Source organism: Psychroserpens luteus (genome assembly GCF_015319355.1).
Lineage (GTDB): Bacteria > Bacteroidota > Bacteroidia > Flavobacteriales > Flavobacteriaceae > Psychroserpens > Psychroserpens luteus.
In genome coordinates this window covers 363,364-380,083 of sequence record NZ_JADILU010000002.1, presented here as the reverse complement: position 1 = coordinate 380,083, position 16,720 = coordinate 363,364, and the positions used below count along the sequence as shown (strand labels likewise).

Sequence of the window (16,720 nt, the reverse complement as noted above, 5' to 3'; positions counted from 1 at the left end):
TTGAAAGTCTGCATTGCCGAAAAACCTAGCGTAGCACGAGAAATCGCGCAAGTTCTTGGAGCCAACACAAAACGTGATGGTTACTATGAAGGCAATGGCTATGCTGTAACTTATACCTTTGGTCACCTCTGCACATTAATGGAACCAAGCGATTATAAACCGTATTGGAAAAGTTGGGATCTTAATAACCTACCAATGCTTCCTGAAAAGTTTAAAACTAAGGTGGTGAGCAATACTGGGATTAAAAAACAATTCAACATTGTAAAGTCCTTATTTGACAACGCAGATTTAGTCATCAATTGTGGTGATGCTGGTACAGAAGGAGAACTCATACAACGTTGGGTTTTAGATCAAGCCAATTATAAAGGTAAAGTGCAACGTTTATGGATTTCATCATTAACAACAGAAGCGATTAAAGAAGGGTTTCAAAACCTCAAAGATTCTAAAGATTATGATAATCTTTATTACGCAGGATTTTCTCGTGCCATTGGAGATTGGTTGCTGGGAATGAATGCAACGCGTTTATATACTGTAAAACATGGTGGTTATAAACAAGTCTTATCGGTTGGTCGTGTACAAACACCAACATTGGCAATGGTTGTGAATCGTTTTAAAGAGATTGAAAATTTTAAGCCTCAACCTTATTGGGAACTACAAACGATGTATCGCGATACACTTTTCGCTTATGAGGAAGGTCGTTTTCTCAAGATGGAAGATGGAGAAATCCTAGCCAACAAAGTCAAAGAAGACGATTTTGAAATTGTATCAACCACAAAAAAGAAAGGTAAAGAATACGCTCCAAAACTCTTTGACCTTACAGGATTGCAAGTGTACTGTAACACAAAATTTGGTTTCTCTGCAGATGAGACTTTAAAAATCGTTCAAAAGTTATATGAACAAAAAGTCGTGACATACCCAAGAGTTGATACCACGTTTTTACCAAATGATGTGTATCCTAAAGTTCACGGTATTCTTGAAAAACTCACAAAATACGCTGAGATAACACAACCGCTTTTAGGCAAAAAAATAAAGAAATCGGCTAAGGTCTTTAATGATAAAAAAGTAACAGATCACCATGCGATTATCCCAACGGGAATTCAAATCAATCTGCAATACAATCAGCAGCAGGTTTATGACATTATCGTGAAACGTTTTATTGGAGTGTTCTATCCAGATTGCGATGTTTCAAATACAACAGTTATTGGTAAAGCTGCAGATGTTAATTTTAAAACCACAGGAAAAGAAATTTTAAAAGACGGTTGGAAGGTTGTTTTTAAATTCGGAAAATCGCCATCATCAAATACATTAGAGAAAGACACCTTACCTACATTTACAAAAGGCGAAAAAGGTCCTCATGAGCCATCGTTTTTAGAGAAACAAACCAAACCACCAAATCAATTTACAGAAGCCTCACTCCTACGTGCTATGGAAACTGCAGGTAAACAAGTAGATGATGACGAGCTTCGCGACCTAATGAAAGAAAACGGGATTGGTAGACCATCAACACGAGCAAACATTATTGAAACCTTATTTAAACGTCAATATATAAAACGTAACAAGAAGCAATTAATCCCAACCGTTACAGGTATTGCGCTTATAGATACGATACAAAGTGAATTATTGAAATCTGCTGAGCTCACTGGTCTTTGGGAAAAACAACTTAAAGACATAGAAAAAGGCGAATATAGTGCAAGTCTCTTCATCAAAAACATGAAAAAAATGGTTGATGAATTGGTTTATGATGTTCGTAGTGAAACCAAGCGTGCCAATATCTCACAAGCAACCGTTGTGAAACAACGACAAGCAAAAACCAAGAAAAAAGTAGCTGCTGGTATTACTTCGGAAACGTGCCCAAAATGTAAAAAAGGGTCTATTTTAAAAGGAAAATCGGCTTATGGTTGTAGTGCATTTAAAAATGGATGTGATTTTGTGATGCCTTTTGAGAACTACGGAAAGAAGTTTTCTGAAAAGCAATTCATTAGATTATTACAAAAAGGATCTACCGTAAATTTAAAAGGGTTCACTTCGGAAACTGGAACGACTGAAGGTTTATTGCGTTTTGATGAAAGCTTCAAATTGGTTTTAGAAGCAAAAAAAGGAAAAACTAAAATTTCCGAAGAACAAAAATCAGAACAAAATTCGGATGTGATTAACTGTCCGAAATGTAATAAAGGACATATCATTAAAGGCAAAACTGCTTATGGTTGTAGTGACTATAAATCAGGTTGTGATTTTAAAATGTCTTTTGATGCTATTCGTGAAAAGGCAAAAGATAGAAAGCTTACTAAAGATTTGGTGTATGCTATTTTAAAAGGCGAAAGTTAATCGTGAAGTTAAAAATTAACCTGCGAAGTTTTGAAAACCTTGTAGGTTTGTAGATATAAATAGAAATATTTTCAATATTGGTGTTGTCTCCAATATCAAAACAATTATAGTTTTTAATGAAAAACACCAAGAAAGCCAGAATACCTACAAGGTTTTAAAAACCTTACAGGAAAACAAGAAACTCATACATGAATCATCGCCATTTCAAACTCTTTAAACCTTATGGGTATTTAAGTCAGTTTCAAACCAACGCCAAACACGAAATCAATAAGAAATTCTTAGGAGAATTACACGATTTCCCAGAAGGTACGATGGCAATTGGTAGATTAGATAAAGATTCTGAAGGCCTACTCCTACTTACAACAAACGGTAAAGTAAGCTATGAAATCACAAGTTCTAAAACCGATAAAGAATATTATGTGCAAGTGGATGGTGAGATTACACCAGAAGCTATAAATCAACTACAAAATGGTGTAGAAATTAGTCACCAAAGCGAAACTTACCTCACAAAACCTTGCAAAGCTTTTCAATTAGAAAGTTCTCCAGATTTCCCAGAACGGGCAAAAAAAATTCGTGATGAACGTCATGGAAAAACCACTTGGATTTCACTCACCATAAACGAAGGTAGATTTAGACAAGTACGTAAAATGACTGCTGTAGTTGGGTTTCCAACATTGCGTTTGGTTAGAGTTCGAGTGGGAAAGATTAAGTTATTAAATTTAGATATGGGAAGCGTACAAGAACTAGATCAAATTTTATAAAAAAAGCCAAAATTGAATATATTCAATTTTGGCTCTTAATATTATTGTTTCTTAACATATCTAAAAATATGTAGTACAAACTTTAAATCACTTTCACACGAACCGCATTCATACCACGATTCCCTTTTTCTAATTCAAACTGTACTTTGTCGTTTTCGTTTATCTCGTCAATTAAACCACTAACGTGACAAAAGTATTTCTCCTGGTCTTCTGTGTCAATAATGAAACCAAAACCTTTAGAATGATCAAAGAAAGACACTTTACCTTTTCTAATTGGATCGTACTCTTCTTCTTCGATATCTTCTTTTTTAGGCACACCTAGAACGATGTTCTTTGCCTTAACTTTAACTTTGTCTGCTGGATCTGGTGGAGTATCTGTTAGATTACCAAATTGATCTACGTAAGCAAATGGGATGCTTTCAGCTCCTCCATTGTCTTCTTGTTCTTTCTTACGCGCGTCCATTTTTTTACGCTTGTCCTCACGCTTTTTTAAGCGTTTCTTTTCTTTTTCACTTTTACTAAATGTCTGTTGCGACTTTGCCATTCTTTATATTCTCTTGTTTTAAATTGTATGACGTATAGAGCGCCAATAGACAAAGATACGCTATTCTGTGAATTTATCAAAGTCCTATAATAATTTAGTTAACAAACGTTAAAAAACACAATATTAATAGTATTACTATTATATTTGCGTGTAAATAATATTATTATGAAAACTTTACTATCAAATCTTAAAATTGACATCAATGATAAAATTTATCTAAAAGATCCTGAATCTTCAGATCTAGGTAAACGCATTATTGAACACAGTATCAAGCTCATAGACGACATTGGCTTTGATAGCTTCACCTTTAAAAAACTAGGAGTCATCATTGGATCTAATGAAAGTTCAATTTATAGGTACTTTGATAGTAAGCATAAACTCCTACTCTATTTAACATCTTGGTATTGGGCTTGGTTAGAATATCAACTCGTGTTTTCTATAACCAATATCTCTAATCCCAATAAAAAATTAGAAAAAGCAATTAACGTATTGACTAGGACCATTGAATCTGATTCAACATTCACTCATATTGATGAAGTTGTATTAAGTCGTGTCGTTATTAACGAATATTCTAAATCCTATTTAACAAAAGAAGTAGATGTAGAGAATAAAGACGGTTATTTTGCCATTTATAAACGTTTAGTAACACGACTACGCGACATAATTATTGAAGTAAATTCCACTTATAAGTTTCCACATAGTTTGGCAAGTACAGTTATTGAAGGCGCACTACATCAGCATTTTTTAAAGGACCATTTTAAATCTTTAACAGATTGCAATGATGAGACACAACCTTCAGATTATTTCAGGCATTTAGTATCTAATGCTTTAAAAAACCAATAATGACAAAAACTATTTTAACTTCCTGGCAACGTTTAATCGGACTCTTAAAATTAGATAGAAAAGATATTAGACAGGTATTTTATTATGCGATTTTTGCTGGACTAGTAAACCTTTCACTACCATTAGGAATTCAAGCAATTATAAATCTTCTTCAAGGTGCACAAATAAGCAGTTCTTGGATTGTTCTCGTTATTTTGGTCACTCTTGGTGTTGCTTTTGTTGGTTTACTTCAACTTATGCAAATGCGAATTATTGAGAACGTACAGCAAAAAATATTTACGAGATCATCGTTTGAATTTGCCTATCGATTTCCGAAGATAAAAATGAGCGAATTACGTAATTATTATCCGCCAGAATTAGCCAACCGTTTTTTTGACACATTAACCGTACAAAAAGGGTTATCAAAAATATTAATAGATTTTCCTGCTGCATTACTTCAAATCATATTAGGATTAATGCTCCTGTCTTTCTATCATCCATTTTTTATTATCTACGGAATTTTACTCCTTCTCTTAATATATATTGTGTTTAAGTTTTCGGCTCAACGAGGATTAGACACAAGCTTAGACGAGTCTAAACAAAAATATAAAGTTGCACATTGGATCCAAGAAGTCGCACGTTCAATCTTGAGTTTTAAGCTTTCTGGCAGAACAAGTTTGGCGCTACAAAAAAACGACGAGCTAGTTTCTAATTACTTAGATGCTCGTGAAAGTCATTTTAAAGTATTAGTACAGCAATTTATCAAATTAATAGGCTTTAAAGTCCTTGTAACTGCTGGTTTATTGGTTATTGGTGGTTTTTTAGTATTGAATCAAGAAATGAATATTGGACAATTTGTTGCTGCGGAAATCATCATCCTATTAGTCATAAATTCTGTTGAAAAATTAATCTTAGGTTTAGAGTCGTTCTACGATGTATTGACATCTATTGAAAAGTTAGGTCAAGTAGTTGACAAAGAATTAGAACCACAAGATGGCGGAAGTATTAGTGAGACCAAAGCTTTTACATTAGAATTAGACAGTTTGAGTTATATCGTTCCAGATATGATGAAACCTATTATTGACAATGTATCCTTTAAAATTAATGCCAAAGACCGTATCATGATTCATGGATCACATGGCTCAGGAAAAACAACATTACTAAAATTAATTGCTGGTATCAACCAACCAACTTCTGGAGTACTTTACATTAATGATGTTGCATTACAAGGCATTAAATTAAATGATTATAGAGCAAACATCGGACAATCATTACCAGAAGAGTCGCCTTTTGAAGGTACAATTAGAGAGAACTTAACTTTTGGAGATCCAAATATTACTGATGATGATATTGATTTTGTTCTAGAAAAAACAAAACTAATAGCGTTTGTCAAATCTCAAGCTAAAGGTTTAAATACCATTCTTTACCCTGAAGGTCAAAGACTCTCCTCTACGGTTTCTAAAAAAATAGTTCTAGCAAGAAGTATCCTTAAAAAGCCTAAGCTACTTTTACTCAAAGACCCTTTAGACCAGTTTGAAAAAGAAGAAGCTCATAGTATTATGAAATTCTTGACAGATAGAAATAATCCATGGTCATTAGTCGTAGTGAGTTACAATTTGGATTGGAAAAATAACTGCACAAGAATTATAAATTTAGAACAAGGTAAAATAGTGTCAAACAACTAAGATTATGCTTAATATTTCTAATAATAAACTAAATACAAAAGTTGATTTATCTTCTTATAAGTCGGTTAAAAAGGTATTCCATAAAAGACATTTTAAGCATTTTAATCGCTTTTTACTAGCATTTGCAATCGTCGTTTTTGTAGTCATGTTTTTACCATGGACGCAAAACATTAATAGTCGTGGTAGTGTGACAACATTAACACCAGACCAACGACCGCAAACAATTCAATCTGTAATTCCAGGACGTATAGAAAAATGGTACGTTAGAGAAGGTGATTTTGTTAAGAAAGGAGATACGATATTGTTTATTTCCGAAGTAAAAAACGAATATTTTGACCCTAATCTTGTAAATCGTACAGGACAACAAATTAAGGCTAAAGAAGCCTCTGTTAGTTCTTATGGATCTAAAGTTAATGCACTTAATAATCAAATTGGAGCTTTAAGTACAGAACGTGGTTTAAAATTACAACAAGCTCAAAATAAATTACTACAGTCTAAATTAAAAGTGAAGAGTGATAGTATCGATTTAGAAGCTGTAAAAATCAATTTGGGTATTGCAGAACGACAAATTGGAGCAATTGAAAAACTATATGAAGAAGGCCTTAAATCCTTAACGCAATTAGAAGAAAAACGTTCTAAATTTCAAGAATCACAATCCAAATTAATTTCTCAAGAGAATAAATTTCTCGCTTCAAAAAATGAAGTATTAAATGCTATGGTAGAAATTAATCGTGTGAGAGCTGAGTATTCAGATAAAATTTCAAAAGCACAGAGCGATAAATTCACAGCTGAATCTAATGGTTTTGATGCCGAAGCACAAGTCACAAAGTTAGAAAGTGATTACACGAGTTACGAGATGCGAAATGATATGTATTATATCAAAGCTCCTCAAAATGGTTATATCAATAAAGCTTTAAAAGGTGGTATTGGTGAAACTTTCAAAGAAGGTGAACGCCTTGTTGGGATTATGCCTTCAAACTATGATTTAGCTGTTGAAACTTTTGTAAATCCTATTGATTTACCTCTAATTCACCTCAATGAAAAAGTTCGTGTCCAGTTTGACGGTTGGCCTGCAATTATTTTTAGCGGTTGGCCTAATGTTTCCTACGGAACGTATGGCGCCAAAGTAGTTGCTATAGAAAATTTTATTAGTGATAACGGAAAATTTAGAATCCTCTTAGCTCCAGATGAAACAGATTATGAATGGCCTGAAGCCATAAGAGTCGGTTCTGGAGCAAAAACAATTGCACTTTTAGAAGATGTCCCAATTTGGTTTGAATTATGGAGAAATCTTAACGGATTTCCCCCTAATTATTATCAACCAGAAGGTACTTCACAAACTAAAAAAGAGAAATAAAATGAATAAATCTCTACTCATCATATTTGTATTTATTACATCATTATCCTTTGCACAAACTCAAGATTCTATCACATTGAGTTTTAGTGAGTATTTAGGATATGTAAAAAAATACCATCCTATTGCTAAGCAAGCTGAATTGACGATACAAATTGGTCAAGCTAATTTAATGAAAGCACGTGGTGCGTTTGACCCTAAAATTGAAGTAGATAACGAACGAAAAACCTTTAAAAACATAGACTATTTTGATCAGTTAAATGCGACCTTCAAAATTCCAACTTGGTATGGCATTGAGCTTAAAGGTAATTTTGAACAAAATGATGGTGTATTTTTGAATCCGCAAGCGATTGTTCCAGAAGATGGGTTATACAGCGCAGGAATTTCGGCATCCTTAGGTCAAGGTCTGTTTATTAATCAGCGCATGGCAGATTTAAAGAAAGCAAAACTCTTTAGAGAGCAAACCGTTGTAGATAGAGAAATTTTGGTCAATCAAATACTATTTGATGCCTCTCTCGCCTACTTTAATTGGCTACAAGCTTATAATGAAACTCGAATATATGAGCAATTTTTAGAGAATTCAAAAGTTAGATTTAAAGGTGTAAAGCGAAGTGTCGAAAATGGTGACAAAGCCACAATAGATTCTGTTGAAGCTAGTATTACAGTAAAAAACAGAACGCTTGGTTTAGAGCAAGCCAAAGTAAAATTGATGAAAGCCTCTCTAGATTTATCTACTTATTTATGGTTGAATGATGAGATTCCTGTGGAATTGCAACCTAATGTTATTCCTGACGCTTTTATTGAGGATTCTGTAGATGATGTTTTAGAAATTTCTGGATTACCATTAACCGATTTCGTTTTAGAAAATCATCCAAAACTACGTTCTCTTAATTATAAGTTTAAAGGACTAGAAGTAGACAAACGACTAAAAGCAAACAAATTATTACCAAAAGTTGATGTGCAATATAATTTCTTAACACAAGATCCAGATATTGCAAGATCATTTAGTACAAACCAATATAAAGGTGGGTTTAGTATTGCTTTTCCTCTTTTTCTTCGGAAAGAACGCGGTGATTTAAAACTCGCAAAGTTTAAACTTCAAGATGCGCAATTTGATATTAGTAATGCTAAAATTATGATTCAGAATAAAGTGTTAGCTATTTACAGAGAATTGGAATCTTTTGAAATTCAAAATGATCTTATAGACGATATCGTAAAAGATTACAAAACAATGCTAAGTGCAGAAGAGCGCAAATTTAGCTTTGGTGAAAGCTCGTTATTTCTCATTAATTCTCGTGAAAAAAGCTTAATCGATACACAATTAAAAGCATTAGAAGTTCAAAATAAATATTTGACTGCAAAAGCGAAACTGTTTAATAGCTTGTCTAGAGATTTAGAAAATCTTTAATTCTTTTTTGGCTCCTTTTCAGTAATTGGGTTAGCGTCTTTAAGCACTATGATTGTTGCTTTTACGCCTGTGAGAAGATTCCATTTTTTTGAAGAAACTACAGTACCATTATCATTATAAACAATAAACTCTGCAGTATTAGGACCTGAGTCTCCTTGATTTAAAGCGAGAAATTCAATTTTATTGCTTCCTACATTTAAATCTACATTAAACCCCTTGTAACCTCCAGTTAATAATAATCTTGGAACAATAATATCATCGTTTACTTTTACCTGAACTAAATCTCCATCTGGATATTCATGATCACGACAAACAATTCTAACAAAAGCACCATTACTTCTAATTTCACCTAGAAAGACATCTGCCATAGTCTCAATTTTAAGACCTTGCTCTACTGCTACCTTATTAAATTTTTCCTGAAAAAGTTCTCCCGGATTTCTTAATCCATTGTCATGAATCATTGAGAATTCCTTTTTCGGCTTTGTAGCAGACTCTTTACTTTCTTTAGGAATCGTAATACCTGCGATGTTCTTTTTTGTTTTAGTAATACCTATTTTAGAGTTAGGTTTAATATCTAGTTTAACAGAAGTTGTATCTTTTTTCTCTGTTTCTTTAGCTGGAATTTTTATTGACTTTTTCTCATTAGTATCTGGTTGCGCAAAGACTTGCAACGCAAATAGGGTGAAAAATAATAAAAGGATGTTCTTTTTCATCAATAGTATCGTTTAGTATAGCTAATTCAAAAACTATACCTAATCTCAAATGTAACGTGTTAAAAACTTAATTATTTAAATAATACGTTAAAATTTTCCGTTGAAACTCAAACGAAGCTTACGCGTATACTCTTCTAACAACCACTCTTTGTAGTTTTTTGTGCTGTTCATGATACAGTAACAATATTGTTTAATACGATAACAAATATCATCATGTAACAGTTTAGACAGTTCTCTTGCCTCAAATACATCTTCACTATTAGCAATCACTAATTGAGAATGTTGAGCAATACTGTTTTCTATAGCTTGCATAGATTTACTGCCTTCTCTTGTGACTTTTTTGTATTCTTTTTTGATATCAAAATCGTCATTCGGATTTTTCTTAAATCGTTTTTTTAGAGAGTCTGGCATTGCATACACAAACTCACGCTCTATATCTTCATCATTACGCAGATTCTCCAAATAAAAATCTGGGTTTTTGAAAATATGTTGCCAATCTACTGGCTGACTCCAAGGACCAAATCTAACTGCATTGTTTCCTAAATCTAGGACCTTAAACGTTGATTTATTATCATAAATTCTAGATCCTCTTCCAATCATTTGAAAATAGAGTGTCAATGATCTTGTAGCTCTATTTAATATTATAGATTCTACAGAAGGTTCATCAAAACCTGTGGTTAATATACTTACAGATGACAAAATTCCGTTTGGTGTATTTTTAAACCATTTTAAAATATCCTTACGTTCTTGCTTGCTTGATGTGTTATCAAGATGACGCACATCATATCCAGCACGTTTAAACGTATAATATACTTCTTTAGATGTGTTAATACCGTTATTAAAAATAAGTGTTTTCTTTCCTTTACAAAGCTCTTCGTAAGCAAATAATAATTTGCCTTGCATTGCTGTATTGGTATATAAAGCTTCAGAAGATTTCACAGTATAATCTCCATTAATACCAATCTTTAATGTGTTAAGCGATACATCGTAGTTGTATATTTCCGCAGAGGCTAAAAACCCGTTTTTTATTAATGTAGAAATATTATCACCAACAATTAACTCTTTGTAATTGTCTTTCATTGGTAGCTTAATATTACTACTTAAAGGTGTTGCTGTAACTCCTAGGATAAAACAGTTTTCAAAAAAACCAAATAATTTCCTGAAGGAATTGTAATGCGCTTCATCAATAATAACTAAACCAATATCTTCTAGATTAAGCTTGCCATCATTAAGACGATTATTTAAGGTTTCAACCATAGCTACGAAGCATTCGTACTGGTCTTGGTCTGGTAATTCCTTAACTTTACTATTGATGATTTTGTTATTGACACCAAAATTATTTAACACTTTTGAAGTTTGTTTACACAACTCAATACGGTGTGTTAAGATCACCACTTTCTTTTTGTGCTTTTTAATGTATTGTCTAACGATTTCAGAAAAAACAACCGTTTTACCACCACCTGTTGGCAATTGATATAATAGGTTATAATTATTTGGTGCAGCATCAAATACTTCAAAAATGCGCTTTAAATCGGCAATTTGATAGTCATAGAGGCGCTTTTTCGTCTCTTTCTTTGATGATACTTGAACGGTTTCGGACATAAAGTAAATAGCTTCTGAAAAAAAAATTCTTACAAAATTAACTCATTACATAGTTAACTAAGCATATTGTTGACAACAATTGAAAAAAATCACACCCTACTTATGTTAAAATGTGTTAAATAACTACTTTGTAAAGCATAGTACTGTAACAAATTTATTCTTCTGTCGTCTTTTAAGTATAACACAATCATTAAAATCAAATATTATGAGAACTTTAAACAACAATCAATTGACAAGTACATCAACCGAAACAAGAATTTTTACTTGGAATAAAAAAAGACGTTACAGATAATAAGTCAACAATTATTAAATAGTCATCAATCAATTATCAATCAATACTGAGTTTATTCAGTATAAAAAAATAAAAAATCATGAGAACATTAAACAGCAATCAAATTACAAGTACATCTACAGAAACACGAATTTATACTTGGAACCAGAAAAGAAGATATAGATAATCAAATCTATTTCAATTCATCAATCAAAAAAAATCAATCTACCATGAGAGCTTTAACTAGAATTATCAATACATCACATACAACAAATGACGATTTAGAAACGTTACGTAGTACGTGTTAATTATTTAAACATTCATCAATCAAAATCTATATTGAAATTTGTTTTCAATATAAAATCAAGAAAGACCAGCAAACTCTTAGTATGCTGGTCTTTTTACGTTTAGATGACTTATGGTATCGTTTTTGTGAGGTCTCTCCTATTATTAATCATCTTTTTTACTGAAAAGTATTAAGGATATAAACACTCACTATTATGAAAAGTTCAAGACGAGATTACCCAGAAGTTAATGCTGGATCTATGGCAGACATTGCATTTTTATTGCTTATTTTTTTCTTAGTAACCGCTGTCATACCAAAAGACAAAGGGATTAATAGAAAACTACCACCTCCTTGTCCTGTGAATGTAGATTGTAGTGATGGAATAGTTATTAATAAACGTAATATTCTAGAAGTCAAAGTCAATGCAAAAGATGAATTACTTGTAGAAAATGAAGTTATTTCTATTGATGAACTCAAAGACATCACCAAAGCATTTTTAAATAACAATGGAGATGGTTCTTGTGATTATTGTGTTGGTTTAGCAGATAAAAAGTCATCAGACAACCCTAAAAAAGCAGTGGTGTCACTTGCTAATGATAAAATGACATCTTATGATTTCTATATTAAAGTTCAAGATGAAATTACAAAAGCTTATTATGAATTACGAAGTGATTACACTACAACTGTTTTAAACAAACCTAGTAATGAATTGACTCTAGAAGAACTTCAAGCTGTAAAAAAGGCTTATCCTTTTATATTATCTGAGGCTGAGATTAAGAATTAGTGAGTGCAGTTATTCTTGCTTTCGTAGGAATCTATTTCTAAAAATAAAAGTGGATTCCTGCCTGCGCAGGAATGACAAATAGCTACTAGAAACGACAGATATGGCTATTTTGTTGCTATAGAATCTTTTTCAAGCTCAACCCTATAACTGATGTTAACCTTGCGTCTGCCCCATTTTTTAGCAGCTTTAACATCAGTTCCCATATAAATGTCAATCTTATTTCTAAATCGGCTATTCATTTTATCCTTGACCAAATATGTACCATCTAAACCTTCAACTTTTACTAAAGTATTATGTTCTAGTCCGTTTTTCAGTAAATCTCTAGATACAGCTATATATTTTAATCCAGGTTTTAAACTATCTCCAAAAGCTGTAATATGCGGATTCGAACTCGTTTGATACGCTAAGGAATTAAAAGCGGTTGCTGTCACCTTAATCTTTTTCCATTCGTAGTTAGTAGATGCTTCTTTTTTACAATTAAGAAGAACCAAACAAAACAAGAAGATGACATATTTATAGCGCTTGAAGTAATTCATTTTTAAATATAAGATTTTGTAACTTCACAATCAAAATGAAATCTAAAATTTATGAAATCCATATATATCTCATTATGCCTTGTAATTATGGTCACCTCTTGCAAAATTGACAATAAACCTCATGATATGAACTCTGATAAAGCAGATACTATTGCATTAGTTGAACGTGCTAGAGCCATTCATGAACGTGTGATTACCTTAGACACACACTGCGATATTAATGTTAAAAATTTCACAGATTCTATTAACTACACCCAAAACTTAGAATCTCAAGTTAATTTACCAAAAATGAAAGCTGGCGGATTAGATGTTGCTTGGTTTATCGTTTATACAGGACAAGATTCGTTAACTGATGAAGGTTACAAAAAAGCATATGATAATGCGATGTCTAAGTTTGATGCGATTCATAAATTAGTTGAAGATATTGCTCCAAACCAAATTGAATTGGCTGTGACTTCTGATGATGTTAGGCGAATTTCCGCAGCAGGAAAAAAAGTAGCAATGATTGGTATAGAAAATGGTTATCCTGTTGGAACAGACATTTCTAATGTTGAAAAATTCTATAATTTAGGAGCACGTTATATGTCTTTATCTCATAATGGTCATAGCCAACTATGTGATAGTAATACTGGAGAAGAAGATGATGTCTGGTTACATAATGGTTTGAGTGATTTAGGAAAAGAAGTCATCAAAGAAATGAACCGTTTAGGGATGATGATAGATGTGTCTCATCCATCTAAAGAATCTATGAGACAAATGATAGAATTAAGTGAAGCTCCAATAATTGCGTCACATTCTTCGGCTAGAGCGTTGTGTGATCACAGTAGGAATTTAGATGTCGAACAATTAGAATGGATGAAGAAAAATGGAGGTGTGATTCAAACCGTAGCCTTTCAAACGTATACAAATACCGAAAAAAATGATGCTAGAAATAAAGCTCTAAAATCAATACGGGAAAATATTGCCGACTCTTTAGGCAACAAATGGTATGAATGGAGTGAAATCAAAACGTTATCAGATGAAGAACGAAATGCATTTTATGATATCCGAAGTACTATTGTGACACTTGCTGATGAAAAAGTGCGTGAGATGGAAAACTTTCCTCCTAAAGTAAATGTATCAGATTTTGTAGACCATATAGATTATATGGTTAAAAAAATCGGACTTAAACATGTTGGGATTAGTAGTGATTTTGATGGAGGTGGCGGAGTTGAAGGCTGGAGTGATGCTTCAGAAACCTTTAATGTGACTTTAGAATTAGTGAAACGTGGTTATACTGAAAAAGAAATCGAACAACTCTGGAGTGGCAATTTATTGAGAGTTTTGGATGAAGTTCAGGTTATTGCTAAGAAATTCAAAAAACCTGATAGATATACTTCAAGTTTTATACTATTTTATAATTGAAAGCCAGTAAGAACAAAAACTTACTGGCTTTTTTGTATACCTTATTCAGAAATATTTTCTAAATCTAATATAAACGCATAATAAAGTGCTTGTCGCTTGTATTTTTGAAAGCGTCCAGAAGCACCGAAATGACCAGTTTTCATATTACTATGCATAATTAATAAATTGTCATCTGTTTTTAGCGCTCTTAATTTTGCAGTCCATTTTGCTGGCTCCCAATATTGCACTTGACTATCCCAGTAGCCTGTGGTAATTAAGATGTTTGGGTAGTCTTTGGCTTCAACATTATCATAAGGAGAATAAGACTTCATATAATCGTAATAGTCTTTATCTTTTGGATTTCCCCATTCGTCAAATTCAGAAGTAGTTAACGGAATTGTTTCATCCAACATTGTTGACACAATATCTACAAAAGGAACAGCAGCAACCACGCCATTCCATAGTTCTGGTTTCATATTTAAAATACTTCCCATCAATAAGCCACCTGCACTTACTCCATATGCATACATATGATCGCTACTCGTGTAACCTTCTTTAACCAAATACTCTCCACAGTCTATAAAATCTGTAAATGTATTTTTCTTATTAAAGAGTTTTCCGTTTTCATACCAATCTCTACCCATTTCTTGACCACCACGAATATGTGCAATTGCAAAGATAAAACCTCTATCTAGTAAGCTTAATTCAACGGATCTAAATGTAGCTTCAGAATTAGCACCATAAGAGCCATAAGCATATAGTAATAAAGGTGTTTCTGCACTCTTTTTAGTTCCCTTTTTATATACAATAGACATTGGTACTTTAACACCATCTCTCGCTGTTATTGTGATGCGTTCAGACACATAATTTTCCGAAGAAAAATTGGGGTCTAATACTTCTTGTTGCTTTAATAACACTTGTTCTTTTGTATCCATGTTATAGTCAAAAGTACTTATAGGTGTTGTTAACGAGGTGTAATTATATCGAAGCACTTTTGTGTTGTAATCTAAATTAGCTGTTGGATATGCTAAATATGCAGGATCATTAAATTCAATGTAATGATCTTTACTGCCACTCCATGGTTTAATTCTAATTGCGCTTAATCCATTGATACGCTCACTGATCACTAAATAATCGCTAAATAAATCAATACCACCAACCAAAACATCTTCTCTGTGCGGAATTACATCTTCCCAGTTATCTTTAGTTGTTGCATTAATTGGCGTTTTTACAATTTTAAAGTTTTTAGCATCTAAATTAGTCCTTATATAAAAATGGTCTTTATAATCTCCTACATGATACTCTAAATTTTTCTCTCTTGGTTGAATTATTTTCCATTCATCATTGGGCGTATTGGCATCTAAATATCTGTATTCTGTAGAAAGTGTTTGATAGTTAATTATCATTAAATACGCTTCGGATTGAGATTTAAAAACATCGGTACTAAACGCTTCATCTTCTTCTTCGTAAACCAATTCATCGTCAACTTGTTTTGTGCCTAGAACATGCTTAAAAATCTTATTAGATCTTAAAGTTACTGGATCTTTTGTGGTATAGAACACCGTTTTATTATCATTTGCCCAAACAGCACTTCCTGTTGTGTTTGTTAGGAAATCTTCAATTACCTTACTCTTATCTAAGTCTTTGAAATAAATAGTATACCTTCTCCTCGATATTGTATCCACACCAAAAGCAATCATTTTATTATTGGGACTTACAGATTGACCTACTAATTCATAATATGAATGTCCTTTAGCCAATTCAGGAACGTTTAACATTATTTCTTCTTTGCTATTATCTTCTAACTTTTTTCGACAATATAAAGGGTAATCATCTCCTTCAACGAAGCGTGTATAATAAGAATAACCTCTATTACTAACTGGGACAGATGCATCATCTTTTTTAATACGTCCAACAATTTCATCATATAATTTGGTTTGTAAATCTTTTGTATGGCTCATAGCCTTGTCTAAATACTCATTTTCTGCACCTAAATAATCTAAAACATCTTGAGTTTGTTCATCTGGAGACTCTGCATTTTTTTGTTCATCACTTAAACGCATCCAGAAGTAATCATCTGTTCTGGTATCGTTATGAATAGTTAATTCTTTTGCAATTTTTTTGGCTACAGGAGTTTCTATAGACTTGTACGCTGTTTCCGTTTCTTTTTTTTCAGTTTTACAGCTTGTAATTAGTAATGTAATTGCTAGTAATGAATAAATGGATGTTTTCATTGATATGGTTTT

The 16,720-nt window shown here is 32.5% G+C and carries 13 protein-coding genes; 8 read left to right on the top strand and 5 right to left on the bottom strand.

The window, feature by feature from the left end; translation table 11 throughout:
* Together IM744_RS05335 and IM744_RS05330 are read left to right on the top strand one after the other, a co-directional pair.
* Positions 1 to 2,325, top strand: a complete 2,325-nt coding sequence (locus tag IM744_RS05335) for a type IA DNA topoisomerase (RefSeq protein ID WP_194507071.1) — start codon at positions 1 to 3, stop codon at positions 2,323 to 2,325.
* A 188-nt stretch (positions 2,326 to 2,513) separates the two neighbouring features.
* A complete protein-coding gene (locus tag IM744_RS05330) occupies positions 2,514 to 3,086 on the top strand; it encodes a pseudouridine synthase (RefSeq protein WP_194507070.1) in 573 nt (190 codons plus the stop codon).
* An 82-nt stretch (positions 3,087 to 3,168) separates the two neighbouring features.
* On the opposite strand, the gene IM744_RS05325 is transcribed toward IM744_RS05330, so the two are convergent.
* Positions 3,169 to 3,630 carry a cold-shock protein gene (locus IM744_RS05325; protein WP_194507069.1) on the bottom strand — a complete coding sequence of 154 codons (462 nt, stop codon included), beginning with the start codon at positions 3,628 to 3,630 and terminating at the stop codon, positions 3,169 to 3,171.
* A gap of 165 nt (positions 3,631 to 3,795) precedes the next feature.
* On the opposite strand from IM744_RS05325, the gene IM744_RS05320 reads away from it, so the two are divergent.
* The 4 genes from IM744_RS05320 to IM744_RS05305 are packed head-to-tail and all read left to right on the top strand — an operon-like array spanning position 3,796 to position 8,899.
* Positions 3,796 to 4,473 carry a TetR/AcrR family transcriptional regulator gene (locus tag IM744_RS05320; protein ID WP_194507068.1) on the top strand — a complete coding sequence of 226 codons (678 nt, stop codon included), beginning with the start codon at positions 3,796 to 3,798 and terminating at the stop codon, positions 4,471 to 4,473.
* On the top strand, positions 4,473 to 6,137 hold the full coding sequence (locus IM744_RS05315) for a peptidase domain-containing ABC transporter (protein ID WP_194507067.1): 1,665 nt from the start codon (positions 4,473 to 4,475) through the stop codon (positions 6,135 to 6,137). The genes IM744_RS05320 and IM744_RS05315 overlap by 1 nt, the downstream gene beginning before the upstream one ends.
* 4 nt (positions 6,138 to 6,141) lie before the next feature.
* Positions 6,142 to 7,494: an HlyD family secretion protein gene (locus IM744_RS05310; protein ID WP_194507066.1), complete on the top strand. Its 1,353-nt coding sequence runs from the start codon at positions 6,142 to 6,144 to the stop codon at positions 7,492 to 7,494.
* A 1-nt stretch (position 7,495) separates the two neighbouring features.
* Positions 7,496 to 8,899: a TolC family protein gene (locus IM744_RS05305; protein ID WP_194507065.1), complete on the top strand. Its 1,404-nt coding sequence runs from the start codon at positions 7,496 to 7,498 to the stop codon at positions 8,897 to 8,899.
* Here the strand turns inward: IM744_RS05305 and IM744_RS05300 are convergent.
* Positions 8,896 to 9,612 carry a hypothetical protein gene (locus IM744_RS05300; RefSeq protein WP_194507064.1) on the bottom strand — a complete coding sequence of 239 codons (717 nt, stop codon included), beginning with the start codon at positions 9,610 to 9,612 and terminating at the stop codon, positions 8,896 to 8,898. The two genes, IM744_RS05305 and IM744_RS05300, sit on opposite strands and share 4 nt — an antisense overlap.
* Before the next feature lie 87 nt (positions 9,613 to 9,699).
* Entirely contained in the window at positions 9,700 to 11,214 is a 1,515-nt protein-coding gene (locus IM744_RS05295; protein ID WP_194507063.1) for a DEAD/DEAH box helicase, read from the bottom strand.
* 771 nt (positions 11,215 to 11,985) lie between these two features.
* Between IM744_RS05295 and IM744_RS05290 the strand changes: the two genes are divergently transcribed.
* Positions 11,986 to 12,555: an ExbD/TolR family protein gene (locus IM744_RS05290; RefSeq protein ID WP_194507062.1), complete on the top strand. Its 570-nt coding sequence runs from the start codon at positions 11,986 to 11,988 to the stop codon at positions 12,553 to 12,555.
* A 104-nt stretch (positions 12,556 to 12,659) separates the two neighbouring features.
* Here the strand turns inward: IM744_RS05290 and IM744_RS05285 are convergent, their stop codons facing one another.
* Positions 12,660 to 13,091: a 3D domain-containing protein gene (locus IM744_RS05285; RefSeq protein WP_206694466.1), complete on the bottom strand. Its 432-nt coding sequence runs from the start codon at positions 13,089 to 13,091 to the stop codon at positions 12,660 to 12,662.
* A gap of 126 nt (positions 13,092 to 13,217) precedes the next feature.
* On the opposite strand from IM744_RS05285, the gene IM744_RS05280 reads away from it, so the two are divergent.
* Positions 13,218 to 14,495, top strand: a complete 1,278-nt coding sequence (locus tag IM744_RS05280; protein WP_379660219.1) for a dipeptidase — start codon at positions 13,218 to 13,220, stop codon at positions 14,493 to 14,495.
* Positions 14,496 to 14,536: 41 nt separating this feature from the next.
* Here IM744_RS05280 and IM744_RS05275 read toward each other — a convergent pair whose 3' ends face one another.
* Positions 14,537 to 16,708: a S9 family peptidase gene (locus tag IM744_RS05275; RefSeq protein WP_194507060.1), complete on the bottom strand. Its 2,172-nt coding sequence runs from the start codon at positions 16,706 to 16,708 to the stop codon at positions 14,537 to 14,539.
* Positions 16,709 to 16,720 lie beyond the last annotated feature (12 nt).